Source organism: Pseudomonas sp. GV085 (assembly GCF_003050925.1).
Taxonomy (GTDB): Bacteria; Pseudomonadota; Gammaproteobacteria; order Pseudomonadales; family Pseudomonadaceae; genus Aquipseudomonas.
The window spans coordinates 364,704-389,207 of the sequence record NZ_QAOV01000002.1 but is presented as its reverse complement, the minus strand read 5'-3'; the positions used below and the strand labels follow the sequence as shown (position 1 = coordinate 389,207).

Genomic DNA, 24,504 nt, shown 5'->3' with positions numbered 1-24,504 from the left:
TATCAATTAGAGCAGTCCGGCCTGTGTCATCAGCTCCACGGCTTTTTTGCTGTCGAGTTTAGAAGCATCGACAGTCGGCGCATCGAGTTGCTGCAGAGGCACTAATTTAGGGTTGGATTCAGCGTTCTTGCCCACGGCGTACTCAAACGACTTGCCGTTCTTCAGGACAGCCTGGCCATCCTTGCCGGTAATGTATTTGAGAAACGCCTGGGCTTGTTCTTTGTGTTGGCTGGAAGCGAGGACGCCGCCGCCGGAGATGCTAACAAAAGCGCCCGGATCTTTGTGCTTGAAATAGTGCAGGGCGGTGTTTTTGCTGTTTTCGCCGGTCTTGGACTGATCCACCAGGCTGTAATAGTGGTAGATCACGCCGCTGTCGATCTGCCCGGCATTCACCGCTTTGAGTACCGAGCTGTTGCCACGGTAGTTGGCGTAGTTGGTTTTCATCGCTTTAAGCCAATCCAGCGTGGCGGTTTCACCCTTTTGTTCCAGGATGGCAGCGACGATGGCCTGGAAGTCAGCACCGCCTGGCGATGCACCCCAGCGACCCTTCCAGCTCGGCGAAGCCAGGTCCATGATCGATTTCGGCAGGTCGGCTTCCGGCAGTTTGCTCGGGTTGTAGACGAACACCGTGGAGCGCGCAGCGATCCCTACCCATTTGCCGTGGGCCGGGCGGTAGGCGGAGTCAACCTGTTCCAGCGTGGTTTTCTCGACCGGCGCAAACAGCCCGGCGTTGTCGACCAGCACCATGGCCGGGGAGTTTTCGGTCAGGAATACGTCCGCCGGAGAAGCCGCGCCTTCCTGCACGATCTGGTTGCCCATTTCGGTGTCATCGCCGTTACGCAGGGTGACGGGAATACCGGTCTCCTGGGTAAAGCCCTCGACCCAGGCCTTGGTCAGGCCTTCGTGTTGCGCGTTGTACACCACGATGCCGACGGAGTCGGCTGCATAGACCTGGCCAGCGCTCAGCAAAGCGGTGGCCAGCAGGGCCTTTTTCAAGAACGAAGGGATGTTGGGAATCATTCTGCGGGCTGCTCCTGGTGCATTTTTTTTGAAAGTCATACGCATTGAAACGCTTGTAAACCAATGCGAATCATTTGCATGTTTTGAATTGCAGGGAATGTAGACATCCAAATGAGAAAATAACGTAAAAAAAACCGTAAATACATGTAATTTTCATTCAGATTAGCAGTGTTGTGCCCGCTGTGGTTCGACTCGTCGATCAAACGATGTCGCCGATCAGAATATGGCACTGCCCTCGACTGCCTTTTGTCGTGCCTTTGGCGTTCACCCGCAAAAAAGCCCGAGAGGCCGGTTCGACCTCTCGGGCTTTTTGCGTCTTGCCTGTCAGGGCTGGATTTGCGGGAAGATCAGGACCTGCAAGTTGCCGCGCCGATAGCGTTTTCCGTCGGTGGGCAGCGCCTCGACTTCCTGAATTTCATCGACGCGGTTGACCCTCATCACCACCCCGACCGAGCCCTTTTTACGCGCCTCGGTCATCCAGTGTCCGACCTCCTGCAGGGCCACTTTGCGCGAGGCGGCGGCGGGATCCTGCAGGCCGTATTTCATTTCACCAACGACATTGTAGAGCGCTACTTCCGGTCGCCTGGTCAGCCACGACAAGGCAGATGCCGCCCCCAGGTCGTTGCTCAGCAGCGAGGTGGTCTGGTTCAAGCTGTCCAGGTGTTCGGCGATAAACCGGTCGGGCATCTTGCTGTCGACGATCTGACCCGGCATGGCGGCGGGCAGCAGCGCCACCAGCAACCAGATGCCGAGGGCCGGCATCGCCCATAACGTCAATGGCCGCAGGATTTGCAGCGCGTTGGCGATGATCCAGCCCAGCAGCACGATGAACGCCAGGGACAGGCTGAACATCTCGGTATTCTCGAAAATCTCTTTGCTCAGTTGCAGGTACAGCAAAGCGATCAAAGCCACCGTGGCGATGACCACGTTGAGCCAGCCGTTGACGCGAATCGTCCGTCCCCGTGCCTGTTCCAGCAGGCCGGTCAGCGCATGGCCCATTAGCAGCGCCAGCGGCAACAGGCACGGCATGATGTAGGTCGGGAGCTTGCCGCTGCTCATGCTGAAAATCGCCAATGGCAACAACAACCAGAGCAGGAGAAATCCACCGACGGGCTGACGCTTGTTGTTCCAGGCCTGGATGAACGTTGTCGGCAACAACACAGCCCAGGGCAGGGCGGAAACGACCAGCATCGGCAGGTAGAACCACCACGGACGGGCGTGTTGCGCATTGTCGGCGGCGAAGCGGCGTACGTGCTCGTTCCAGAAGAAGAAATCCCAGAAGTCCGGTTCCTGATGATGAATGGCCAATGCCCAGGGCAGGCAGACGGCCGCGGCGACCACAACAGCCAGTGGCCCGTAGCGCAACAGTTCGCCCATGCGACGCTGCCAGAGCATGTAGGGCAGGGCGATCACCGCCGGCAGCAGCCAGGCCAGAAAGCCCTTGGTCATGAAGCCCATGCCGCAGGCGATGCCCAACAGCGCCCAGAATCCCAGGCGGGCGCGAGTGCTGCGAACGTCGATGGCAAACCACAGGGAAACCAGGCTCAGGTTGACCCACAGGGTGAACTGCGGATCGAGGTTGGCGTACCCGGCTTGTCCGGCAATCAGCCCGAAGCTCATGTAGAGCAGCGCGCAGGCGAAGCTTTTGCGTGGATCGCCCCAGAACCGGTGGGCAATCAGGTAGATCAGCCACACGCTCAGCCCGGTACTCAACGCTGACGCGATGCGTACCCCGAACAGATTGTCACCGAACACCGCCTGGCCGATGGCAATCATCCAGTACCCGGCAATCGGTTTTTCGAAATAACGCAGGCCCATGAAATGCGGCGAGACCCAGTTCCCGCCCTGCAGCATTTCCTGGCTGATCTGGGCATAACGGGTTTCATCGGGAATCCACAGTCCGTGGCTCATCAGCGGCAGCAAGTAGAACACGAGGAACGCCAGTAACAACGCCAATAGCATCCAGCGCTCGCTACGCTCGTTGGCAGGCGCGCGTGGGGCGTGCAGGCGGGAAGAATGGTCAGCAAAATCCGGCAGTGGCTGAATTGACGTCATGTCTGGACCTTGGCGCTGAGATGGCAGGTTGAAGAGTGATGTGCAACTAGTGAGAGAAAGCCGGAATGATATTGAACGGCGAGAAGTTCAATCACACTTCTCGCTGTTCTGTTCAGGTTCCATTCAGTCCGGCTTGAAACAACTTAGTGCCAAGGTTCTCGATCCGTAATGATTTCAGTTCTTTTCTTGTAATAGAGTGTTCCAGTCTTCGGCATTCACAATGCCGAGTACTTTCAGTTGCCCATGACCATCGATGTGGACAAACAACGCGCTGCTGTACTCGGCGTCCTTCGCCGAATGCTTGAAGCCGGTCTGCTTTTCAAAATCAGCGATGCAACCGCTGTGGGTCATCAGCACCAGATTGCGGTGCGCCACCTTGTGCGCCACGACATCGTTACGCAGGGTCGTGCCGCAGGTCGCCAGCCACTCCTGGGTCCGTGGGTCGCTGTTGAACATGTAATGTGCGGTCTGCACGGTGCGCGTCACCGGGCTGGTGAGGATGTCGGTTTGCGTCAAACCCAGGCGTGCCAGGCCTTGCCCGACACGAGCGGCCGCTTCACTGCCGACACGGGTAATGCCGTCGGCCGGGCCCAGGCAAGGATTGCTGGAACGGTCGCAGCGCTCGGCATGACGAAGCAGCACCGCGATCTCGCCGGCACTCCATTGTTGCAGCAATTGGGCCCGGGCTTGTGCGCCCTCATGGGCCAGGTTGGCCGGTGATTTCGGCCACAGGACAAAACAGGTGGCAAGCACGGCGAGGCTCAGTGCACCAATGGCCACGACCGATCTGGACAGGCGCGAAGACGATTTACGCGAGACGGGGTTGACCAAGTTTTTTTCACCCGTTGGAGCGCCAGGGAAGTGCTGTTAAACAACACTTGAAACAGCGCGAAAAATGACCGCCGAGACTAAGTCAGCGAATTAATTGCAGCCCACGTTAAATCAGAGCAGGTGTCGGAGCGGTGAAAGGAATGTGAAAAAATTGCAGAGGGGGTTCCGGTGGGTAATTAATCTGATGCCGGGATTTTTTCTCTTGTACTTCAGCGGGGAATGACAGCGGGAAACAGAAGGGACATAAGGAACGGGATTAACGACGCACTTGCCGCCGTTAATCCGCAGAGAGGAAACCCGTTCAGGGCGAAGGGCAGTCAGCCTGTGGTCTGGCGGCAGCCTGGCTGATCAGCGCGGCCAGGCGTTTGACGTTGTTTTGCTGGGCAAGCACCAGGTCATCGATGCTCGCACCTGACGGCGTTTGCAAGGTGCTGCGGCAAATCACCCGTGCCGTATCGCCGATGCCGGCACTGCGCAGGCGCCATTCCACGTCCATCAATGCGTATTGACCGGGAACCGAGTCAAAACGCTGCACATCGACCCGCACCGAATATTTGCCTTGTGCAGGACTGTTACTCAATTGATCGGCCAGTGCGCTGCGCAATTCGTCCACGAGAGTCGCGGCCCACCATTGGGATTCCAGGATCGCCAGGCCACTGTTGCCCTCGCGAATGACGATCTGCGCACGATCGACCTGGGGCGGCACGCTGATCGTCTCGATCTGAATCGCCCCGACGCGGGTCCTTGAGTGATCGCCCGCCTGGGCCGGGGTCAGGGTATGGAAGTGAATCGGGTCACTGCGGCAAGCGGCGAGCAGCAACATCGCGGTGACCAATGTGAGCTTCAGCGGAAAAGCCATGGGTGTTGCTCCTGTGTTCAGTTGCGCGGTGGCCCTTGCAGATCCACGGGGGCGGCATTGTTCGGACGGCCGCGAAGCAGCGATTCCGGATGCCGTCCCAGGTAATCCGAAAGATCACGCAAGGATCTCGACGTGCGTCCCAGTTCATCCAGGGTTTGTCCCAGTTTTTCCCGTTGTGGTGAATCCTCGGCCAAGGTCGAACTGGCGGATTGCAAGGTCGAATTGGCCGTTACCAGGGTCTTGCTGACGTCCGCCAAGGTGGTCTGCACGCCAGGCAGGATCTTGCCGTTGAATTGCATCATGCCTTTGCGCAGTTCGACGAGATTGCCATCGAGATTGCCGGCAATACGCTCGATCGGCAGTTTGTTGATCTTGTCGACCATGGATTCGAGTTTTTCCTGCAACTGCTCGAGGCTGCCGGGAAGGGTCGGAATCATGACCGGGCGGGCCGCTGTATCGAAGGCGACTTTGTCGGCCTTGGGGTAGAAGTCCAGGGAGATGTACAGCTGGCCGGTCAGGAAGTTGCCAGTGCGGGCCTGGGCACGCAGGCCGTTTTCGATAAAGGTGCCGATAAGACGCACACTCCCGGCTTCGTCATTGGGATCATGACTGAGCGCCTTGAGCATTTTGAGGTGGGCCTGGCCCAGGCGTTGTGGGTAAATCACGATGCCGACGTTGACCGGAAAGGAGCGTTTTTTCTCGTCGTAATCCAGATTGACCGCCACCACCTTGCCGATTTCCACGCCGAGGAATTCCACCGGCGCATCGACCTTGAGCCCGCGCATTGCCTGGTCGAAACGCATGGCCAGGTACTGCGGCTTGCCGTTTGGCGGGGCGAGGGCGGTTTGCTGGTCTTCGAACAGTTCGTAGGCGTACTCGGCAGCCGCAGGTTTATCGTCAGGACTGTAGTCGGGCGCGCGGAAGGCAATACCGCCCACCAGCAAGGAAGACAACGATTCGGTCTTGACCGCAAAACCGTTGGCGCCGACGCTCACGTCAATGCCGCTGGCGTTCCAGAAACGGGTGTTTTCGGTGACGTACTTGTCATTGGGTGCATGGATGAACAGCTCGATGTTCACGCCTTTGCCATCCGGGTCCAGCGCGTAGGCCACCACCTGACCCACCGGGATCTTGCGGTAGTAGACCGGAGAGCCGATATCCAGCGACCCCAGATCCTGTGTGAACAGGGTGAAACGCTTGCCCGGCTCGCCGTAGGTGATGGGCGGCGGATTCTCCAGCCCCTTGAAGTGTTTTGCCCGGCCGTTGGCCTGGCCGATATCGGCACCGATGTAATCGCCCGACAGCAGCGTATCGATGCCCGACACACCGCCAGCGCCAATGCGCGGCCGCACGACCCAGAACTGCGAGTCTTCGCGGGTAAAGCTTTCGGCCTGTTTTTCCAGTTTGATCGTGGCGTTGACGCTCTTCTGGTCAGCGCTCAGCTCCACATCGGAGACATGACCGATCACGACATTGCGGTATTTGACCTCGGTTTTATTCGCGGTCAGGCCGTCCCCTGTCTTGAACGTGACAACGATGGTCGGGCCTTGCTGCAGAATGCTGTGAACCACCAGCGAAATACCCACCAGCACCGCGACGATCGGTACGATCCAGACCAGCGAAACGCTGAAACGGCTGGTCTTGATCGGTGCCGGCCCGAGGGCTTGCGGCCCGTCAGTGGCTTGTGACTTCATCCGTGACCTCCTCATTGTGTGGGGTTTCCCGTTCTTTATCCCAGATCATGCGTGGATCGAAACTCATGGCCGACAGCATGGTGAACACCACCACCAGACCAAAAAACAGAATGCCCGGGCGTGGTTCGATGTCGGCCAGGGCCTGGAACTTCACCAGCGAGGCCACCAGGGCGACCACGATCACATCGAGCATCGACCAGTAACCGATGACCTCGACGAAGCGGTACAGCGTCGACCGCTCTTTACGCGCCCACTCGCTGTCGCGTTGCACGGTGACCAGCAGCAGCGTGATGGCGACGAACTTGATGCCCGGCACCGCGATACTGGCAATGAAAATGATCAGGGCGATGTCCCAGGCTCCGGCTTCCCAGAACTCCAGCACGCCGCTCATGATCGTGCTGTCGGCGCCATGGCCGACCATTTTGGTGTTCATTACCGGCAGCAAATTGGCGGGGATGTAAAACACCAGGGCGGCGATCATGTAGGCCCAGGTCCGGTTCAAGGCATTGGTCTTGCGTCGATGCAAAGGCGCGCCGCAGCGTTCGCATTCGTGAGGTTCGCCCGTCATGTCGCAGGCGAGTCCGCAGGTGTGACACAGGCACAGGTTGAGCTCGTCGGCGTACGGAGGCGTGCTCATAGGATGTCCCATAGTTCGCGAATATCGCGCCCGGCGATACGGATCATCATCAGGCTCAGCGCCGCCAGGGCGAACAGCCCTATGCCGGGTAGCACATCGAGCAGACCGGCGAGCTTGATCACCGCGACCATGGCGCCCAGCAGGCAGACTTCGAGCATGCTCCAGGGCCTCAGGGTTTCCAGCCAGCGCATGCAGAATTTGAATCCGGGCGAGCGTTGCCGGGCGAGGGCGAAGCCCAGCACCCAGATCAGCAGCAACAGCTGGAAAACCGGCGCGATGACCATGGCGATTGCCGCCACCATGGCGATGAACGTGATAGGCCCCAGGCTCAGGGCCAGCACCGAGTCCCAGAGCGTTGCACTGTTCTTCACACCCTTGAGGCTGATGCTCATCACCGGATAGAAATTGGCGAATATCCAGAGCATCAACGCTGTGAAGGTCAACGCAAGACGCTGCTCCACCGTGAGGCCGTTATAGCGTTGAAGTACGCCGCCGCAGCGCGTACACAGGGTTTTCTGATGTTTGGCGAGCGTGACTTTCTGGTAAACGCTGTCGCAGTGCTCGCAGATGATCAGTTGATCAGTAGATGCCATGGGGCAAGCTCGACAGAAGGCAGGAAGTTCAGAGCACCCCCTCAATATAGAAGTGACTTGCGATTGAGCAAATCGAAAGTCGCAACCTTAACACTATCCGCCGCCCGGGGACGCCTCGACCCAAGGTATTTCATGGGGAAACCAGTGACGAACGATTTTGAATTCTTTGGCTTGCAATGCGCGTTTTGATAATAACCGTACTAGGCTGACTCGGGTGCCTTGAGTAGCAACAGGCTTTTCATTTTTTTGGCCGTTGAACGCTTGGAACTAACCAGAGGGCATGGTTTTGGGGTAACTCACCAGGGTCCGGTCTCGGATTACTTGAAAACAAGTAGCCGGCCACAAGGATCCGTCCCGATAAAGGAAGGTCGCCATGAAAAGACTCTTGCATCGCTCAAGGTTCTACATTGCAGGTTCATTACTGATAGCGCTTAACGGCATGGCCCAGGCTGCACAAACAGAAAAACCCAATATCCTGTTCATCGTGTCCGACGACACCGGTTACGGTGATCTGGGGCCCTATGGCGGCGGTGTCGGCCGCGGCATGCCGACACCCAGCATCGACGAACTGGCCGCTGAAGGCACAACCTTTTACTCGTTCTACGCGCAACCGAGCTGCACGCCAGGCAGAGCCGCCATGCAGACCGGGCGCATCCCCAATCGCAGCGGCATGACCACCGTGGCCTTCCAGGGTCAGGGCGGTGGTTTGCCCGCCGCCGAGTGGACGCTGGCCTCGGTGCTCAAGACGGGCGGCTACGAGACCTACTTCACCGGCAAGTGGCATCTGGGTGAAGCCGACTATGCGTTGCCCAATGCCCAGGGCTATGACGTGATGAAATACGTCGGCCTCTATCACCTCAATGCCTACACCTACGCCGATCCGACCTGGTTCCCCGACATGGACCCGGAAACCCGGGCGATGTTTGCCAAAGTGACCAAAGGTGCACTCTCGGGCAAGGCTGGAGAAAAGGCCGTCGAAGAGTTCAAGATCAACGGCCAGTATGTTGATACGCCGGTCATCGACGGCAAACCCGGTGTAGTCGGAATTCCCTATTTCGACGGTTATGTGGAAAAGGCTGCACTGGAATTCCTCGACACTGCCGCCAAATCGGACAAGCCGTTTTTCATCAACGTCAACTTCATGAAAGTGCACCAGCCGAACTTGCCGGCACCGGAGTTCGTTCACAAGTCGATCTCCAAGTCCAAGTACGCCGACTCGGTAGTCGAACTGGATACGCGTATCGGCCATATCATGGACAAGCTCAAGGCGCTGGGCCTGGATAAGAACACGCTGGTGGTTTACACCACAGACAACGGCGCCTGGCAGGACGTCTATCCGGATGCGGGCTACACGCCTTTCCGTGGCACCAAGGGCACCGTGCGCGAGGGCGGTAACCGGGTCCCGGCGATCATGACCTGGCCCGGAAAAATCAAACCGAACGCCAAGAACCACGACATTCTCGGTGGGCTCGACTTGATGGCGACCTTCGCCTCGGTGGCCGGCATCAAGTTGCCGGAAAAGGACCGCGAAGGTCAGCCGATCTATTTCGACAGTTACGATATGACACCGGTGATAACCGGCACGGGCCCCGACCCACGTAAAGAGTGGTTCTATTTCACCGAAAACGAGTTGTCACCGGGGGCGGCCCGCGTAGGCAATTACAAGGCCGTGTTCAACCTGCGTGGCGACAATGGTGCGCTGACCGGCGGCTTGGCCGTGGACACCAACCTGGGCTGGAAAGGGGAGTCGAAGTACGTGGCGGTCGTACCGCAAGTCTTTGACTTGCTGCAAGATCCACAGGAGCGCTACGACATCTTCATGAGTAACGTCACCGAGCGCACCTGGACCATGGTGCCGATCAGTCAGGCGATCAACAAGCTGATGCAGACCTACATCAAATACCCGCCACGCAAGCTGCAAAGCATGGGCTACGACGGGCCGATCGAATTGTCCAAGTACCAGAAATTCCAGTCGATACGGGAAGAATTGCAGAAGGAGGGCGTCGCTATCCCGATGCCAAACTAGCCCTGCAGCGGCGCAATGCTGTTCAGTTAAGGAAATTGTAGGAGCGAGCTTGCTCGCGATGGTCGTTAACGATAACGCGTATTTACTGGCTAAACGCGGCGTTCTTGAGTCCATCGTCGGAACGCCGCCCGGAGCAAGCTCGCTCCTACAGAGGACCACATTCGCTTAACTGAACAGCATTGCCTGCAGCAGCGGTCAGTGCTTTACCCGATCAACCGAGCACTTCCCGCATCCGATACCAGAACATGCCAAGGGCCAGCAACGGTGAACGCAAGGCGCGTCCGCCGGGGAAGGTCATGTGCGGCACGGCACTGAACACGTCAAAGCCTTTACTGTGGCCGGCATGGATCGCTTCGCCCAACAACTTCGCGCACCAGTGGGTCACGTTCAAGCCATGGCCGGAGTAGCCCTGGGCGTAGAACACGTTCGGGTGCTGGCTCAAGCGCCCGACCTGCGGGAAGCGGTTGGCCGAGATGCCGATCTTGCCGCCCCACTGAAAGTCGATGCGCGCCTTGGCCAGTTGCGGGAACACCTTGAGCATCTGCGGGCGCATGTAGGCGCTGATGTCCGCAGGATCGCGGCCGGAGTAATGGCACGCGCCACCGAACAGCAAACGCCGGTCAGCCGAGAGCCGGTAGTAATCCAGTCCGACCTTCTGGTCGCACAGCGCGAGGTTGTGCGGGATCAGTTTTGCAGCGGCCTCTTCCGACAACGGCTCGGTGGCGATGATGTAGCTGCCCGCCGGGAGCACCTTGCCGCTGAGCTTCGGTTCAAGCTCTTCGAGATGCGCGTTACAAGCCAGCACCAACGTGCCGGCGCGCACCGTGCCACCGGCGCAACGGACCTGCACCGTGCTGCCGTGGATCAACTCCAGCACCGGACTCTGCTCGAAGATCTGCACGCCAAGAGACTCGGCGACCTTCGCTTCACCGAGCGCCAGGTTCAGCGGATGCAAATGCCCCGAGCCCATGTCCACCAGGCCACCGGCATACACGCCGGAGTTCACCACCTGTTCACGGATTTGTTCCGGCGCGACCAGCCGGGTTTCAAAGGCATAACCGGACTCGATCAGCTCTGCCTGCTCGGCCTTCAACGCGTTGAACTGAGCCGGCGTATTGGCCAGTTCACAGAAGCCCCAGCGCAGGTCGCAATCGATGCCGTGTTGGCGGATGCGATTGGCCACGACTTGCACCGATTCGGTCCCGGCATGTTCCAGGTATTGCACGCCATCGGCGCCGATGTGCCTGGCGAAACCGCTGACGTCATGGCCGATGCCACGAATCAACTGGCCGCCATTGCGCCCGCTGGCGCCCCAACCAATTCGCCGGGCCTCCAGCAGGACCACCGAGAGGCCACGCTGGGCCAGTTCGATGGCGGTGTTGATACCGGTGAAACCCGCGCCGACCACGCAGACATCGGCCACCAGGTCCGAGGCCAGCGCGGGACGCTGCCGCATGCCCCTGGCGGACGCCGCGTAATAGGAGAGGGTGTGTTCCTTGGTGTACTGATTCATTTGTTGGACTTCACTTTGCTCCACGAGCGGGTCATCAGGCGCATGATCGACTGCGGCGGCGTCGTGGAGATGTAGAGTTTGTCGAGGACTTCCTGGGACGGATAAACCTCGGGATTGCCGACCAGCTCAGGGTCCATGTACTGCTTGGCGGCCGGGTTCGGGTTGGCATAACCGACCGAAGCACTGACCTTGGCAATCACTTGCGGGTCCAGCAGGTAGTTGATGAAAGCGTGGGCTTCTTTCGGATTACTGGCGTCGGCGGGGGTGGCCAGCAAGTCGAACCACAGATTGGCGCCTTCCTTGGGAATGGCGTAGGCGATGTTCACGCCGTTCTTGGCTTCCTTGGCGCGGTTGGCGGCCTGGAACACGTCGCCCGAGTAACCGAAGGCCACGCAGATATCGCCGTTGGCCAGGTCCGAGACGTACTTGGAGGAGTGGAAGTAGGTGATGTAGGGGCGGATCTGCAGCAGCTTGGCTTCGGCCTTTTTGAAGTCCTCGGGGTTTTCGCTGCGCGGGTCCATGCCCATGTAGTTGAGCATTGCGGGAAACACTTCGTCCGCTGAGTCCATCATCGACACGCCGCAGGCGCTCAGCTTCTTGATGTTTTCCGGTTCGAACAGCACGGCCCAGGAGTCGATCTTGTCGATGCCCAACACAGCCTTGACCTTGTCGACGTTATAGCCGATGCCGTTGGTGCCCCACAGGTACGGTACCGAGTGCGAGTTACCCGGATCGTTTTTCTCCAGCAGCGCCAGCAGTTTCGGGTCGAGGTTCTTGAAGTTCGGCAGCTGCTCGCGATCGAGCTTGAGGAACGCGCCGGCCTTCACCTGGCGGGCGAGGAAGTGGTTGGACGGCACCACCACGTCATACCCGGTGCGACCGGCAAGCAGTTTGCCTTCCAGGGTTTCGTTGGAATCGAATACGTCGTAGATCACCTTGATCCCGGTCTTGGCCTGGAAGTCGGCGAGGGTGGTTTCGCCGATGTAGTCGGTCCAGTTGTAGACGCTGACCTGGGGCTGTGCCTGGGCAACGGCGCTGAACAGAACCGCCAGCGCGGCCGGGACCATGGATTTCAATAGACGCATATCGATACCTTCTTGGAATTATTGGATTCTTCAGGCAATTCTTGGGTGTTCTTGCTGCCGTCATCGCGAGCAGGCTCACTCCTACATTGGAATGCGTACCCTGTGGGAGCGAGCCTGCTCGCGAAGGTCTTAAGGACAGCGCAGATCTCAGACGCTGAGCATCAGGAACTCACGCTCCCACGAACTGATCACCCGTTTGAAGTTCTCGTGCTCGGCGCGTTTGACCGCGACATAGCCGCGCACGAACTTGTCGCCCAGGTAGCGGCTGATGGTGTCGCATTCCTCCATCTGGGTCAGGGCGTCCTCGATGGTGATCGGCAGGCGCAGGTTGCGACGCTCATAGGCGCGGCCCTGTACCGCGGCGCTCGGCTCGATACGCTCGACCATGCCCAGGTAACCGCACAGCAGGCTGGCGGCGATGGCCAGGTACGGGTTGGCGTCAGCGCCCGGCAGACGGTTCTCGACGCGCATGGCATCCGGGCTTGAGGTCGGCACGCGCAGGCCGACGGTGCGGTTTTCTTCGCCCCATTCGACGTTCACCGGTGCCGAGGTGTCCGGCAGGAAGCGGCGGAACGAGTTGACGTTCGGCGCGAACATCGGCAGCACTTTCGGGATGTACTTCTGCAAGCCACCGATGTGATGCAGGAACAGCTCGCTCATGTTGCCATCGGCATCGGCAAAGATCGGCTGGCCGGTGGCAATGTCCACCACGCTCTGGTGAAGGTGCATGGCGCTGCCCGGCTCGTCGCCGACCGGCTTGGCCATGAAGGTTGCCGCCACGTTGTGCTTGAGCGCCGCCTCACGCATGGTGCGTTTGAACACAGTGATCTGGTCGGCCAGGTCCAGGGCGTTGCCGTGACGGAAGTTGATTTCCATCTGCGCCGGGCCGTCTTCGTGAATCAGCGTGTCGAGGTCCAGACCTTGCAGTTCGCACCAGTCGTAGACGTCTTCGAACAGCGGGTCGAATTCGTTGGCCGCATCGATGGAGAACGACTGGCGACCGCTTTCGGCGCGACCCGAACGGCCCATCGGCGCCTTGAGCGGCAAGTCCGGGTCTTCGCAGCGCTGGGTCAGGTAGAACTCCATTTCCGGCGCCACAATCGGCCGCCAGCCTTTGTCGGTATACAACTGCAGGACTTTCTTCAGCACGTTGCGCGGCGACAGTTCGATCGGGTTGCCGAACTTGTCGAAGGTGTCGTGGATCACGATGGCAGTCGGCTCGATGGCCCACGGCACCACGTAAACGGCGTCGGCATCCGGCTTGCAGATCATGTCGATGTCGGCCGGGTCGAGCAGGTCGTAGTAGATGTCGTCGTCGACAAAGTCCCCGGTTACCGTTTGCAACAGCACACTTTCCGGCAGGCGCATGCCTCGCTCATGCAGGAACTTGTTGGTGGGTGCGATTTTGCCGCGTGCAATGCCGGTCAGGTCGCTGACGACGCACTCGACTTCGGTAATCTTGTGATCTTTCAGCCAAGTGAACAGCTGATCGAAAGGGACATTCATAAAGACCTCGTTATTGGTTTTATTAACGCCAGGGGAGGCCGGTTTCATCCGCCGGACACTTCCCCTGTAGCGCGTTGACGTCTATCTTGGGCGAGCCTTGCGGTTCCATCTATCCACTTTAAGCAGCACGAAGCGCACCAAAAGAGTGCGTAAGGTCGCCCCATGACAGGTTCCAATTCACTCCAGGTCCAAGCCTTCAACACCGCCGATGTCGCCGAGCAAATCCGCGCCACACCGGGCTGGGTCCAGCATTACCAACAGATGTCGCCGGGGCATTTCGCAGGCCTGGTGCGCTATCTGGATCTGCAGGGCGTGGAGATTTACGAAGAGTCGATGAACACCCGGGTCGAGCAGAATTTCAGCGCGCCCCAGGGTTCGTTGTCGTTCTGTTTCGATCGCGGCGACAACGCGCTGTACGTGTTGAATGGCGAAAGCCGCAACATCTGGATCACCCCGGAGAACTACCAGGAAATCGCCGTGGTGTTCGGGCCGGAGTTTGTAAAGCGCCACAGCCTGGACATCGCCCGGCTCGAAGGGCTGTTCATGGCGCCGCTCAACTCCCGGCAGAACGCGCTGTTCTGCCGCTGGCTCAGCGGGACCTTGACGCGGCTGTCGCAGACCTTCGATCCACCGAGCCGCGAAGCGCTGACCCAGCAACTGCTGGAAGACTGTCTGTTCATTCTCGACAACGCCTGTGTCGGCCTCGACCAGAGTGCCTTGCAGCGCCGTGCGGGAGAGCGGGCGATCATGAAACGGGTAGGGGAATGGGCGGCGGACACCCCGGAAGAACACCTCAACCTGCTGGAACTGTCCCAGGTTGCCGGGGTTTCACTGCGCCAGTTGCAGCATGCGTTCAAGACCTACACCGGTATGGCGCCGACCCAATGGCTGCGCCTGCGCCGCCTCAACAGCGCCCGCCGCGAATTGCTCAGCCGCACGCCCACGCAAACCACCGTGGCTGAAGTGGCCATGCATTGGTCGTTCTGGCACCTGGGGCGGTTTTCCAGTAGCTACCGTGCACTGTTCAACGAGCTGCCGAGTGACACCCTCAAGCGCGCGAGTACCACTCAGTCAAGTGGTCGCGGCCGACGTTAGAACGTCGGCGGCGTAATCACCCAGATCACCACTGCATCGACATCGCCAGGGTTGCCATAGCGATGCGGTTCCTGGCTGGAAAAGCTGAAACTGTCGCCTTCGTTGAGCTGGAAATGGCGCTCACCGACCCACAACTCGAAACTGCCGGACAGCAGGTAACCGGCTTCTTCACCGTCGTGGCTGTAGCTTTGCTGGCTGTAGGTGCCGGGCGGGAAACGCGAGTGGAGCATTTCCAGTTGGCGGTTGGCTTGCGGGGTCAGCAACTGATCGACGATGCCGTCTTCGTAATGCACGTTCAGGCGGCTGTTCTTGCGCACCACGACGCCATCGTCTTCAGGTGCGGTGACCGCTTCACTGGCGAAGAACCACTGGATGGTGACGCCGAGGCTGCGGGCAATGTTGAACAGCGCCGGGATCGACGGGTAGGCGAGGTTGCGCTCCAGCTGGCTGATGTAGCCGGCGGTGAGCTCACTCTGTTGCGCCAGTTCCGCCAGGGTCATGCCCCGGCGCTTGCGCAGGCCGCGAATGCGCGTGCCGAGAAAATGCGGTTCGGCGTTGCCTGAGGCGGGCTGGGTCTTGCTGTTGTTGCTCATGGAAAGTTCCGAACCGGGGGGCTACGCTACGCCCCTGTAGGAGCGAGCTTGCTCGCGATGGTCGCTAACGATGACGCGTGTTTTCTGGATAACACGCGGTGTTCTGAAGTCCATCGCGAGCAAGCTCGCTCCTACAGAGAACGATCATTTGAATCTAAAGCCCCGGAGTATAAACAGCCTTAAAGCTCCCACGCGACTTTCAGGCCTTCATAAATCGCTTCCTCGGCGGTGCGCGGCGCCAGGCAGTCGCCGATCCGGCGAAATTCCACCAGCCCTTGCAGTTCAGCACCCAGGGTATCCACCGGTTGGTGACCCTGACACAGCACCAGGGTGTCGATGTTCTCCATCAGCATCGGCTCGCCGCTGGCGGTGTGCTGCAGGTACACCGTGTCGTCATCGCAACCATACAACCGCGCGTACGGCGTGATCGGCACCCCCAGTTTATGCAGCTCGCCGGCCAGTTGATCGCGCACGTACAGCGGCAGGTTTTCCCCGCAATGGGTGCCGTTGACCGCCAGTTGCACCTGGTGCCCGGCGCGCACCAGACGCTCGGCGATGCCGGGGCCGATCCAGTCGCAGCGCCAGTCGATCACCACCACCGAACGGCCGATCTTCACCTCGTCACGCAGCACCTGCCAGGCGTCCACCACCTGTAATTCGCCGCCGCGCTCGAAGGGCGGCCAGTACGGCTCGGCACCGGTAGCGACGATCACCATGTCCGGTTTTTCCTGCTCCACCAGCGCGCGGTCGACCCGGGTGTTGCGCACCACCCGCACGCCAGCCAGTTCCATTTCCCGCTGCAGGTTGGTGCTGGCGCCGCCGAATTCGCTGCGTCGTGGCAGCAGCTGCGCGAGCAACACCTGACCGCCCAATTGTGAGCTGGCTTCGTACAGCGTCACCTCATGCCCGCGCTGGGCCGCGACGGTGGCAGCTTTCATCCCGGCCGGACCACCGCCGGCGATCATGATGCGTTTGCGCTGTGGCGCTTGTCGGCGTTCGCCGAAGATCAGCTCGCGCCCGGTTTCCGGGTGCTGGATGCAGGAAATCGGCAAGCCCTTGTGGAAGTGGCCGATGCACGCCTGGTTGCAGGCAATGCACGCCCGCACGTCTTCGACGCGGCCGGTGTCGGTCTTGTTGGGCATTTGCGGATCGCAGATCAGCGCCCGGGTCATGCCGCAGACATCGGCCTGGCCGCGAGCCAGGATCAGCTCGGCTTCCTGGGGCTGGTTGATGCGCCCCGTGACGAACAACGGAATGTTCAAACTGGCCTTGAACGTCCCGGCTTCTTTTGCCAGGTACGCCGCTTCGATCGCCATGGGCGGCACGATATGCACCGCGCCACCTAGCGACGCCGAAGTGCCGGCGACAATGTGCACATAATCGAGCTGCGTTTGCAGCGACTGCACGGCGGCCAGGGATTCGTCTTCGGTCAGGCCTTGCGGGTCGCGCTCGTCGGCGGAAATGCGCAGGCCGACGATGAACTGCTCGTCGGTCGCCGCGCGCACGGCTTTGATGACTTCGCGCAGAAAACGCAAACGCTGTTCCAGCTCTCCGTTGTAGCCATCGGTACGCCGATTGACCCGCGGATTGATGAACTGCGCCGGCAGGTAACCGTGACTGGCCACGACCTCGACGCCGTCGATTCCGGCCTGATGCAGACGGCGGGCGGCAGCGGCATAACCGGCGACAATCTCGTCGATCATGGCCTGATCCAGCGCGCGGGGCATCACCCGGAAACGTTCGTTGGGCACCGACGAGGCGGAGTAAGCCACTGCCAGCAAGCCATCGCTGGATTCCATGATCTCCCGCCCCGGATGGAACACCTGGGACAACACCACGGTACCGTGGGCATGGCAGGTTTGCGCCAGTTGGCGGTAGCCCTCGATGCACGCATCGTCGGTGGCCATCAGCACATGGGAGGTGTAGCGCGCACTGTCATGCACGCCAGCCACCTGCAGCACGATCAGCCCTGCACCGCCTTCGGCACGCGCCCGGTGGTAGGCGATCAATTGCTCGTTGACCAGGTTGTCGGTGGGCATCGAGGTGTCGTGACCGCTGGACATGATGCGGTTCTTCAGGCGCTTGCCACGGATCTCCAGGGGTTCGAACAGGTGCGCGAAGGCGGGTGTCGAGGTCGGCATGGTGCGGGTACTCCAGGCAGGCTGACCTGTGTAGGAGCGAGCTTGCTCCGGGCGGCGTTCCCGACGATGGACGTCAACGATAACGCTGGGTACCTGACACCCCACGGCGTTCTCAGGTCCATCGCGAGCGAGCTCGCTCCTACAGAGGCATTTAGGTTTTCGGTGTTGTTATTATTGGTCTATAGAAATTTACCTGCAGTAAAAAATCAACTTGTTTCTTTACTATGCCTTGCAGTAGTTTCGTCTCGAGCCCGCTCCTGGGCCGAAAAGCCGCCGGGGAGGTTGTGCTGCTGGATCGAGTGGCGCCGAGGGTATCGGGACTGATCCGGAATCACTGTTGAAAGGACTGGCCTCATCGCGAGCAGGCTCGCTCCTACAGTTGATCTGATGTGTCGCTATAACCCCCTGTAGGAGTGAGCCTGCTCGCGATGGGCGTGCCACGGTCTATCAGACTGGCAACTGACTGGAGAAATGGCCCGCTCTTGCTGTACATTCGTTCAGCCCACCGCTAACCCGTGCGGGCCTGAACGATTGAACCAAGGAGCGTGTCGCCGATGAATCAGGAAACCCGTTTTTCCCGCATGGAACCGGAGTTGCGCAAAGCCAACCTGATCGAGGCGACGCTGGTGTGCCTCAAGCGCCATGGTTTCCAGGGTGCGTCGATCCGCAAGATTTCCGCTGAGGCCGGGGTCTCGGTGGGGCTGATCAGTCATCACTATTCCGGCAAGGACGAACTGGTGGCCGAGGCCTACATGGCGATCACCGGGCGGGTCATGACCCTGCTGCGCGACGCCATGGAGCAAGCCGCGCCGAATGCCCGGGAGCGCTTGTCGGCGTTTTTCCGCGGATCGTTTTCCGCTGAATTGCTCGATCCGCAACTGATCGACGCCTGGCTGGCGTTCTGGGGCGCGGTAAAAACCGCCGAGGCCATCAACCAGGCCCACGATCATTCCTATGGCGAGTATCGCGGCATCCTGCGCAAGGTGCTGGCGGAACTGGCCCGGGAGGAGGGCTGGGAAAACTTCGACGCCGACCTCGCCGCCATCAGCCTCAGCGCCTTGCTCGACGGTTTGTGGCTGGAGTACGGGCTGAACCCGGGTACCTTCACCCCGGAGCAGGGCATCCAGATTTGCGAGGCCTGGGTCGACGGGTTGCAGGCCGGCGGACGCCGGCGCTTCTGCGTGCAGACGAGCGACTGTTGATCAGTCGTTCAGCAATCGATACTCTCTGGCGCCGATGCAGGAAAACACTCTAATAAGAAACTGGCCTTCGGGCCTGAGCCGGACACCAAGCGATGACTCCTCGGGTATTGATCGTCGATGACGATCCGCTGATTCGCGATCTGCTGCACGCCTACCTGTCCCAGGAAGGCTACGACGTCCATTGCGCCGCCACGGCGGAACTGGCGGAAACCTTCCTCGCCAGCCAGACCGTCGACCTGGTGATGCTCGACATCCGCCTGCCGGGCAAGGACGGCCTGACCCTGACCCGCGAACTGCGGGTGCGTTCGGAAGTCGGGATCATCCTGATCACCGGGCGCAACGACGAAATCGACCGCATCGTCGGCCTCGAATGCGGCGCCGATGACTACGTGATCAAACCCCTCAACCCAAGGGAGCTGGTGTCGCGAGCGAAAAACCTGATTCGCCGGGTACGTCACGCGCAAACGCCACAGCCTGCCGTCGCGGTGGCCAAGCCGGTCAAGCAGTTCGCCGACTGGTCACTGGACACCGACCGCCGCCGCCTGATCGATGCGTCCGGCAGCGAAACCCTGCTGACCCACGGCGAATACCAGTTGCTCAGCGTGTTCCTGCGCAACAGCGGCCACACCCTCAGCCGCGATCAGTTGATGGACCAGATCCGCAACCGCGAATGGGTGCCCAACGACCGCTCCATCGACGTGCTGGTCGGGCGCTTGCGCCGCAAGTTGCACGACGACCCTGCCGAACCGCAGTTGATCATCACCATCCATGGCGCCGGTTACCTGTTCACCGCTGGCGTGGCGGCCTGAAGCTGATGGCGCGATGGCTTTGCCTGCTGGCGCTGCTGGTGGCCGGCCATGCCATTGCGGCGGACAAGGTTCGCTATTGCGATTACCCGGTGTACCCGCCGATCTCCTGGAGCGACGGCAAGCAGGTGCGCGGCCTGGCGCCGAGCGTGGTGAAAAGCCTGTTCGGCCAGTTGGGGTATGAGGTCGAGATTATCGTGCTGGGCAACTGGAAACGCTGCCTGCTGGACGCCGCCGAAGGCCGGGTCGATGTGGTGTTGGCCTACAGCACCGCGCAACGCGAACAGAGCATGCTGTTCTCGACGGTGCCGGTATTGCGTGAAGAAGTGGCGCTGTTCATCAACCGCCAACACCCGGTGACATTCGAACAACTGGACGACCTGGCCCATTACCGTGGCGGCCTGTTGTTCGGCGAGAGCTACGGTGTGGCGTTCGATCGCATGGTCGCGCGCAACAACAATATCGAATGGGTTTCCGACAGCCACCAGAACTTCGGCAAGCTGATTCGAGGGCGCATCGACTTCATCACCCAGGAGCGGCGTACCGGCCAGCTGTACGTGGAAAACCTGCCCGGCGGCCAGGACATCGTCGCCTTGCCCAAGGCCTTGAGCGTGGACTATTTGCGGGTTGCCGTGTCACGGCGCTCGCCCTTGGCCGAGCGCATGCCCGAGATCAACGCGCAATTGCAGCGCATGGTCGATGCCGGCGACATCGAGCGCTGGCTCAACGAAAGCGAAGTGACCTACCGCGACATGATCAACCTGCCGGTGGATGCGCAATGATTCGCGCCCGCCCCGGTGGACTGTTGCGACGCCTGTTGCTGTTCATTCTGTTGTTCAGCCTGTGCTTCACCGTACTGGCCAGCAGCGTGCAACTGTACATCGAGTATCGACGGGAAATGCGCGACATCGATTCGCGCATGGAGCTGATCCGCGCCGGCTACCTGGCCAGCCTGGAACGCAGCCTCTGGGATTTGAACCAGGAGCAGTTGAACGTGCAGTTGCGCGGGCTGGTGGACTTCTCCGACGTCGCGCGGGTGCACTTGACCAGCGCCGATTTCGACCTGGTACAAGGCAATCCGACCCCGGCGGGACCGCTGCGTATCGAGCGCTTTGCCCTGGACTATCAGCCGCCGTCCGGCCCGTTGCGCAACCTTGGCGAGCTGGAAGTGAGCACGGATCTGGGGGCGGTGTACCAGCGTCTCTATGCCACCGGTTTGACCAGCCTGTTGTGGATGGCGGTGTTCCTCTGCGGTCTGGCCGTTGCCTTGTCGGGGCTGTTTTATCGTCTGGTGACCCGTCACCTGAAAGTCATGGCCGAGTTCGCCCGGCGCATTGCCGCCGGTGAATGGCACGAGCCCCTGCATTTGGACAAGCGCCGCGGCAGCGACGAAATCGACACCGTGGCCCACGCACTGGACGACATGCGCCGGGCGATCCTGCGGGACATCGAGCGCCGGGAAACCGATCGCCTGGCCTTGCAGGACAACCGTGACGAGCTGCTGAAAATGGTTGAGCGCCGCACCGCCAGCCTGATGCGGGCCAAGGACGAGGCGGAAGCGGCCAACCTTGCCAAGTCGCGGTTTCTGGCGACCATGAGCCACGAACTGCGCACGCCCCTCAATGGCATCCTCGGCATGGCCGAACTGTTGCGCGGCGCGCGCCTGGATGCCCGGGACGGCAAACGCCTGGATGCCTTGCACAAGGCCGGTGAAGGCTTGCTGACGATCCTCAACGAAGTGCTGTATTTCGCCAAGCTGGAGGAGGGCGTCAGCCATCCCGAGCCGGTGGATTTCTCGCTGCGCCAGTTGCTCGACGAGGTGCTGACATTGTTGGAACCGCGAGCGCTGAACAACGACACGATCCTCACTTGCCGCATCGATCAGCGGGTTGCCGAGTATCACCACGGCGCCGAGCAGTTCCTGCGTCAGGTGCTGAGCAACCTGCTGGCGAACGCGATCAAGTTCACCGAAGGCGGCGAAGTCAGCGTCGAGGTGGCGCTTCTCAGCGAAACCGGCGAACAGACCGGGCAGCGGCTGCGGGTCAGTGTCACGGATGACGGCATCGGCATTGCCCCTTTGATGCAGGCGAAGATTTTCGAGCGTTTCACCCAGGCCAGCGAAGAAGTGGCCCAGCGTTTTGGTGGCACTGGATTGGGGTTGGCGATCTGCAAACATCTGGTGGAGCAGATGGGCGGCTGCATCGGCGTGGAGAGTGAAGTGGGGCGCGGCAGTTGTTTCTGGTTCGAGCTGTCCTTGCAGCCGGCCAGCGGCGTGGCTGAGGCTCCGCCGGTACGCGCGGTGGGGCCGGCACTGAACATCCTGGTGGTCGAAGACGTGGCGCTCAACCGCGAAGTGGCCAAGGGTTTATTGCAGCGGGACGGCCACCGGGTATGGCTCGCCGAAGAAGCGGATCAGGCGCTGGAACACTGCGCGGCGCGGGTTTTCGATCTGCTGCTGCTCGACGTGCATCTGCCGGGCATCAGCGGTGTCGAGTTATGCCGGCAGATCCGCAACAGCGACGGGCCGAATCGCCACACCCGGATTTTCGCCTTGACCGCCAGCGTGCAACCGGCGCTGGTGCGCGGTTATCTGGAGGCCGGCATGGACGGTGTCCTGGCCAAGCCCTTGAAGCTGGAAAACCTGCGCCAGGTGCTGGAAGGGCATGCGCCCGTCGCCGAGTCGCTGCTGAGCGATGAGGCAATGGACTGGCCGTTGCTGCAGACCCATCGCAACCTGCTCGGCGAGCAAAAGGTCCAGAGTCTGCTGGCGGTGCTGCGCGACTCGATTCTCCAGCACCGCGATGCACTGCATGAAGCCATGGCCGCCGATGACTGCACAGAGGTTGCGCAACTGGCGCACCGTCTGGCCGGCAGCTGCGACTCCCTGGGTTTTCGGGCCTTGGCCGCCACCCTAAGGGCGCTGGAGACCTTGGCGCTGGCAAACGATGAATCGGCGATCCAGCGGCTGAGCCCCACGCTCAATGAGCAATTGCTGCGCTCGCTTGCTACCCTCAAAGGCCTGTTGCAGAGCTGACGTACAAGTTTGTTACGACTTTGTACAACTTCGATCTTTACGGTCAACGCGAACTTACATGGCTTTCCAATAATCGACGCAACCGCCGCAGCGCGGTCTTCGAAGCTTATTGGAGATAATAATAATGAATTGCCGTAAAGCCGATCCCACCCTGCGCCGCGACGTCCTGTCGCGCGCTGCACACCTCACCGATTGCTGAGGTGCCGACATGAACGAAAATACTGATCGTAAAGGCATACAGCTGACCCGCGCCCTGAAGAGCCGGCACATTTTCATGCTGTCTTTGGGCGGCGTCATCGGCACCGGGTTGTTCATGGGCTCCGGCGTTACCATCAACCAGGGCGGCCCGGTGGGGGCGATCCTGGCTTACCTGGTCGCGGGTTTCCTGATGTACCTGGTGATGGTCTGCCTGGGTGAACTGTCGGTACAGATGCCGGTCTCCGGTTCGTTCCAGACCCACGCCACCCAATACATCGGCCCGGCCACCGGGTTCATGATCGGTTGGGTGTACTGGATGAGTTGGGCCACCACCGTGGGCCTGGAGTTCACCGCCGCTGGCATGCTGATGACCCGCTGGTTCCCGGCGGTGCCGATCTGGTACTGGTCGGCGCTGTTCGTGGTGGTGCTGTTCGGTATCAATGCCATGGCCACCCGCGCTTTCGGTGAGGCGGAATACTGGTTCTCGGGGATCAAGGTCGCGGCGATTCTCGGTTTCATCGTGGTCGGCGTGCTGGTGATCTTCGGTGTAATACCCCTGAGCAGTGGCGCACCGGCGCCGATGGCGACCAACCTGATCGGCGATACGCTGTTCCCCAACGGCCTGTCGGCGGTGTTCGCGGTGATGATGACCGTGGTCTATGCGTTCCAGGGTTGCGAGATCATGGGCGTGGCCGCCGGTGAAACCGATCAGCCGGAAAAGAGCATTCCCCGCGCCGTACGCAACGTGGTGTTCCGCGTGCTGATCTTCTACGTGCTGGCGATCATCGTGCTGTCGGCCATCGTGCCGTGGCAGCAGGCCGGCCTGATGGAAAGCCCGTTCGTGCAGGTGTTCGACATGGTCGGCATTCCCTACGCCGCCGACCTGATGAACTTCGTGATCCTCACGGCGATCCTGTCGGTGGGAAACTCCGGCCTGTATGCCTCGACACGCATCCTGTGGGCGATGTCGAAAACCGGCATGGCGCCGAAAAGTCTGTCGCCATTGAGCAAGCGTGGCGTGCCGCTGCGCGCCTTGAGCATCACCTTGTGCTTCGCGCTGGTGTCGCTGATGACCAGCTTCGTCGCCGCCGACACCTTGTTCATGGTGCTGATGGCGGTGAGCGGCATGTCCGGCACCGTGACCTGGATTGTCATTGCGCTGGCGCAGTACAAGTTCCGCAAGGCTTATCTGCGTGACGGCGGCAAACTCAGCGACCTGAAGTACCGCGCACCGTGGTTCCCGGTATTGCCGCTGATGTGCATCACGCTGTGCTGCTCGCTGTTCGTGTTCCTGGCCCTGGATGAGACCCAGCGTCCGTCGCTGTATTGGGGCTTTGGCTTCATTGCGTTGTGCTATGGCGCCTACTTCCTGATCCATCGCAAGCGTCAGGGCGCGTTGGCGCCGAGCTTGCCGACTGCCTGACACCTCCAGATAACCGTTTCCCCTGTAGGAGCGAGCCTGCTCGCGATGGTCGTCAACGATAACGCTGGGTACCTGACACTCCGCGGCGTTTTCAAGTTCATCGCGAGCAAGCTCGCTCCTACAGTTGTTTTGTGCTGGGCGTAGGCAGTTGTTCGAAGTTGTAACAGCGCCAACGGCTTACGCTCGCCCATCT

General features: G+C 60.5%; 18 protein-coding genes and 1 pseudogene. 7 read left to right on the top strand and 12 right to left on the bottom strand.

Annotated features, from left to right (window positions below; translation table 11 throughout):
- Positions 1-6: 6 nt before the first annotated feature.
- The 7 genes from C8K63_RS05640 to C8K63_RS05610 all read right to left on the bottom strand — a co-directional run bounded on the left by C8K63_RS05640 (position 7) and on the right by C8K63_RS05610 (position 7,689).
- On the bottom strand, positions 7-1,020 hold the full coding sequence (locus C8K63_RS05640) for an iron ABC transporter substrate-binding protein (protein ID WP_108215792.1): 1,014 nt from the start codon (positions 1,018-1,020) through the stop codon (positions 7-9).
- Positions 1,021-1,344: 324 nt separating this feature from the next.
- Complete coding sequence (arnT, locus tag C8K63_RS05635; protein ID WP_108215791.1) at positions 1,345-3,075, bottom strand: lipid IV(A) 4-amino-4-deoxy-L-arabinosyltransferase; 1,731 nt, start codon at positions 3,073-3,075, stop codon at positions 1,345-1,347.
- A 174-nt stretch (positions 3,076-3,249) separates the two neighbouring features.
- Complete coding sequence (locus tag C8K63_RS05630; RefSeq protein WP_108215790.1) at positions 3,250-3,906, bottom strand: histidine phosphatase family protein; 657 nt, start codon at positions 3,904-3,906, stop codon at positions 3,250-3,252.
- A 301-nt stretch (positions 3,907-4,207) separates the two neighbouring features.
- On the bottom strand, positions 4,208-4,765 hold the full coding sequence (locus tag C8K63_RS05625; RefSeq protein WP_108215789.1) for a membrane integrity-associated transporter subunit PqiC: 558 nt from the start codon (positions 4,763-4,765) through the stop codon (positions 4,208-4,210).
- A 17-nt stretch (positions 4,766-4,782) separates the two neighbouring features.
- The gene (locus C8K63_RS05620) at positions 4,783-6,459 is read right to left on the bottom strand and encodes an intermembrane transport protein PqiB (protein WP_108215788.1); all 1,677 of its coding nucleotides are present in this window, start codon (positions 6,457-6,459) and stop codon (positions 4,783-4,785) included.
- A complete protein-coding gene (locus C8K63_RS05615; protein ID WP_108215787.1) occupies positions 6,440-7,096 on the bottom strand; it encodes a paraquat-inducible protein A in 657 nt (218 codons plus the stop codon). The genes C8K63_RS05620 and C8K63_RS05615 overlap by 20 nt, the downstream gene beginning before the upstream one ends.
- A complete protein-coding gene (locus tag C8K63_RS05610; RefSeq protein WP_108215786.1) occupies positions 7,093-7,689 on the bottom strand; it encodes a paraquat-inducible protein A in 597 nt (198 codons plus the stop codon). The genes C8K63_RS05615 and C8K63_RS05610 overlap by 4 nt, the downstream gene beginning before the upstream one ends.
- Before the next feature lie 373 nt (positions 7,690-8,062).
- On the opposite strand from C8K63_RS05610, the gene C8K63_RS05605 reads away from it, so the two are divergent.
- Positions 8,063-9,715 (top strand): arylsulfatase, encoded by a 1,653-nt coding sequence (locus C8K63_RS05605; protein ID WP_108215785.1) that lies wholly within the window; start codon positions 8,063-8,065, stop codon positions 9,713-9,715.
- Positions 9,716-9,926: 211 nt separating this feature from the next.
- On the opposite strand, the gene C8K63_RS05600 is transcribed toward C8K63_RS05605, so the two are convergent.
- The 3 genes from C8K63_RS05600 to C8K63_RS05590 form a co-directional block, all read right to left on the bottom strand.
- Positions 9,927-11,228 (bottom strand): FAD-binding oxidoreductase, encoded by a 1,302-nt coding sequence (locus C8K63_RS05600; RefSeq protein WP_108215784.1) that lies wholly within the window; start codon positions 11,226-11,228, stop codon positions 9,927-9,929.
- Positions 11,225-12,313: a polyamine ABC transporter substrate-binding protein gene (locus C8K63_RS05595; protein ID WP_108215783.1), complete on the bottom strand. Its 1,089-nt coding sequence runs from the start codon at positions 12,311-12,313 to the stop codon at positions 11,225-11,227. The genes C8K63_RS05600 and C8K63_RS05595 overlap by 4 nt, the downstream gene beginning before the upstream one ends.
- Before the next feature lie 147 nt (positions 12,314-12,460).
- Positions 12,461-13,819 carry a glutamine synthetase family protein gene (locus tag C8K63_RS05590; protein WP_108215782.1) on the bottom strand — a complete coding sequence of 453 codons (1,359 nt, stop codon included), beginning with the start codon at positions 13,817-13,819 and terminating at the stop codon, positions 12,461-12,463.
- A gap of 162 nt (positions 13,820-13,981) precedes the next feature.
- Here C8K63_RS05590 and C8K63_RS05585 point away from each other — a divergent pair, with 162 nt between their 5' ends.
- Complete coding sequence (locus C8K63_RS05585) at positions 13,982-14,914, top strand: helix-turn-helix domain-containing protein (RefSeq protein ID WP_108215781.1); 933 nt, start codon at positions 13,982-13,984, stop codon at positions 14,912-14,914.
- Here C8K63_RS05585 and C8K63_RS05580 read toward each other — a convergent pair.
- Together C8K63_RS05580 and C8K63_RS05575 are read right to left on the bottom strand one after the other, a co-directional pair.
- Positions 14,911-15,491 (bottom strand): annotated as a pseudogene (locus tag C8K63_RS05580) (cupin domain-containing protein); the annotation flags it as partial. The gene C8K63_RS05585 and the pseudogene C8K63_RS05580 sit on opposite strands and share 4 nt — an antisense overlap.
- A gap of 195 nt (positions 15,492-15,686) precedes the next feature.
- Positions 15,687-17,648 (bottom strand): FAD-dependent oxidoreductase, encoded by a 1,962-nt coding sequence (locus C8K63_RS05575; RefSeq protein WP_108215779.1) that lies wholly within the window; start codon positions 17,646-17,648, stop codon positions 15,687-15,689.
- A gap of 554 nt (positions 17,649-18,202) precedes the next feature.
- Between C8K63_RS05575 and C8K63_RS05565 the strand changes: the two genes are divergently transcribed.
- The 5 genes from C8K63_RS05565 to C8K63_RS05545 all read left to right on the top strand — a co-directional run bounded on the left by C8K63_RS05565 (position 18,203) and on the right by C8K63_RS05545 (position 24,311).
- Positions 18,203-18,850, top strand: coding sequence for a TetR family transcriptional regulator C-terminal domain-containing protein (locus tag C8K63_RS05565; protein ID WP_108215777.1), 648 nt, complete (start codon positions 18,203-18,205; stop codon positions 18,848-18,850).
- A gap of 92 nt (positions 18,851-18,942) precedes the next feature.
- Positions 18,943-19,659, top strand: a complete 717-nt coding sequence (locus tag C8K63_RS05560) for a response regulator (RefSeq protein ID WP_108215776.1) — start codon at positions 18,943-18,945, stop codon at positions 19,657-19,659.
- A gap of 5 nt (positions 19,660-19,664) precedes the next feature.
- Positions 19,665-20,438, top strand: a complete 774-nt coding sequence (locus C8K63_RS05555; protein WP_108215775.1) for an ABC transporter substrate-binding protein — start codon at positions 19,665-19,667, stop codon at positions 20,436-20,438.
- Positions 20,435-22,690, top strand: coding sequence for an ATP-binding protein (locus C8K63_RS05550; protein WP_108215774.1), 2,256 nt, complete (start codon positions 20,435-20,437; stop codon positions 22,688-22,690). Before C8K63_RS05555 ends, C8K63_RS05550 begins: the two co-directional genes overlap by 4 nt.
- A 208-nt stretch (positions 22,691-22,898) precedes the next feature.
- Positions 22,899-24,311 carry an amino acid permease gene (locus C8K63_RS05545; protein ID WP_108215773.1) on the top strand — a complete coding sequence of 471 codons (1,413 nt, stop codon included), beginning with the start codon at positions 22,899-22,901 and terminating at the stop codon, positions 24,309-24,311.
- The last annotated feature ends 193 nt before the right edge of the window (positions 24,312-24,504 follow it).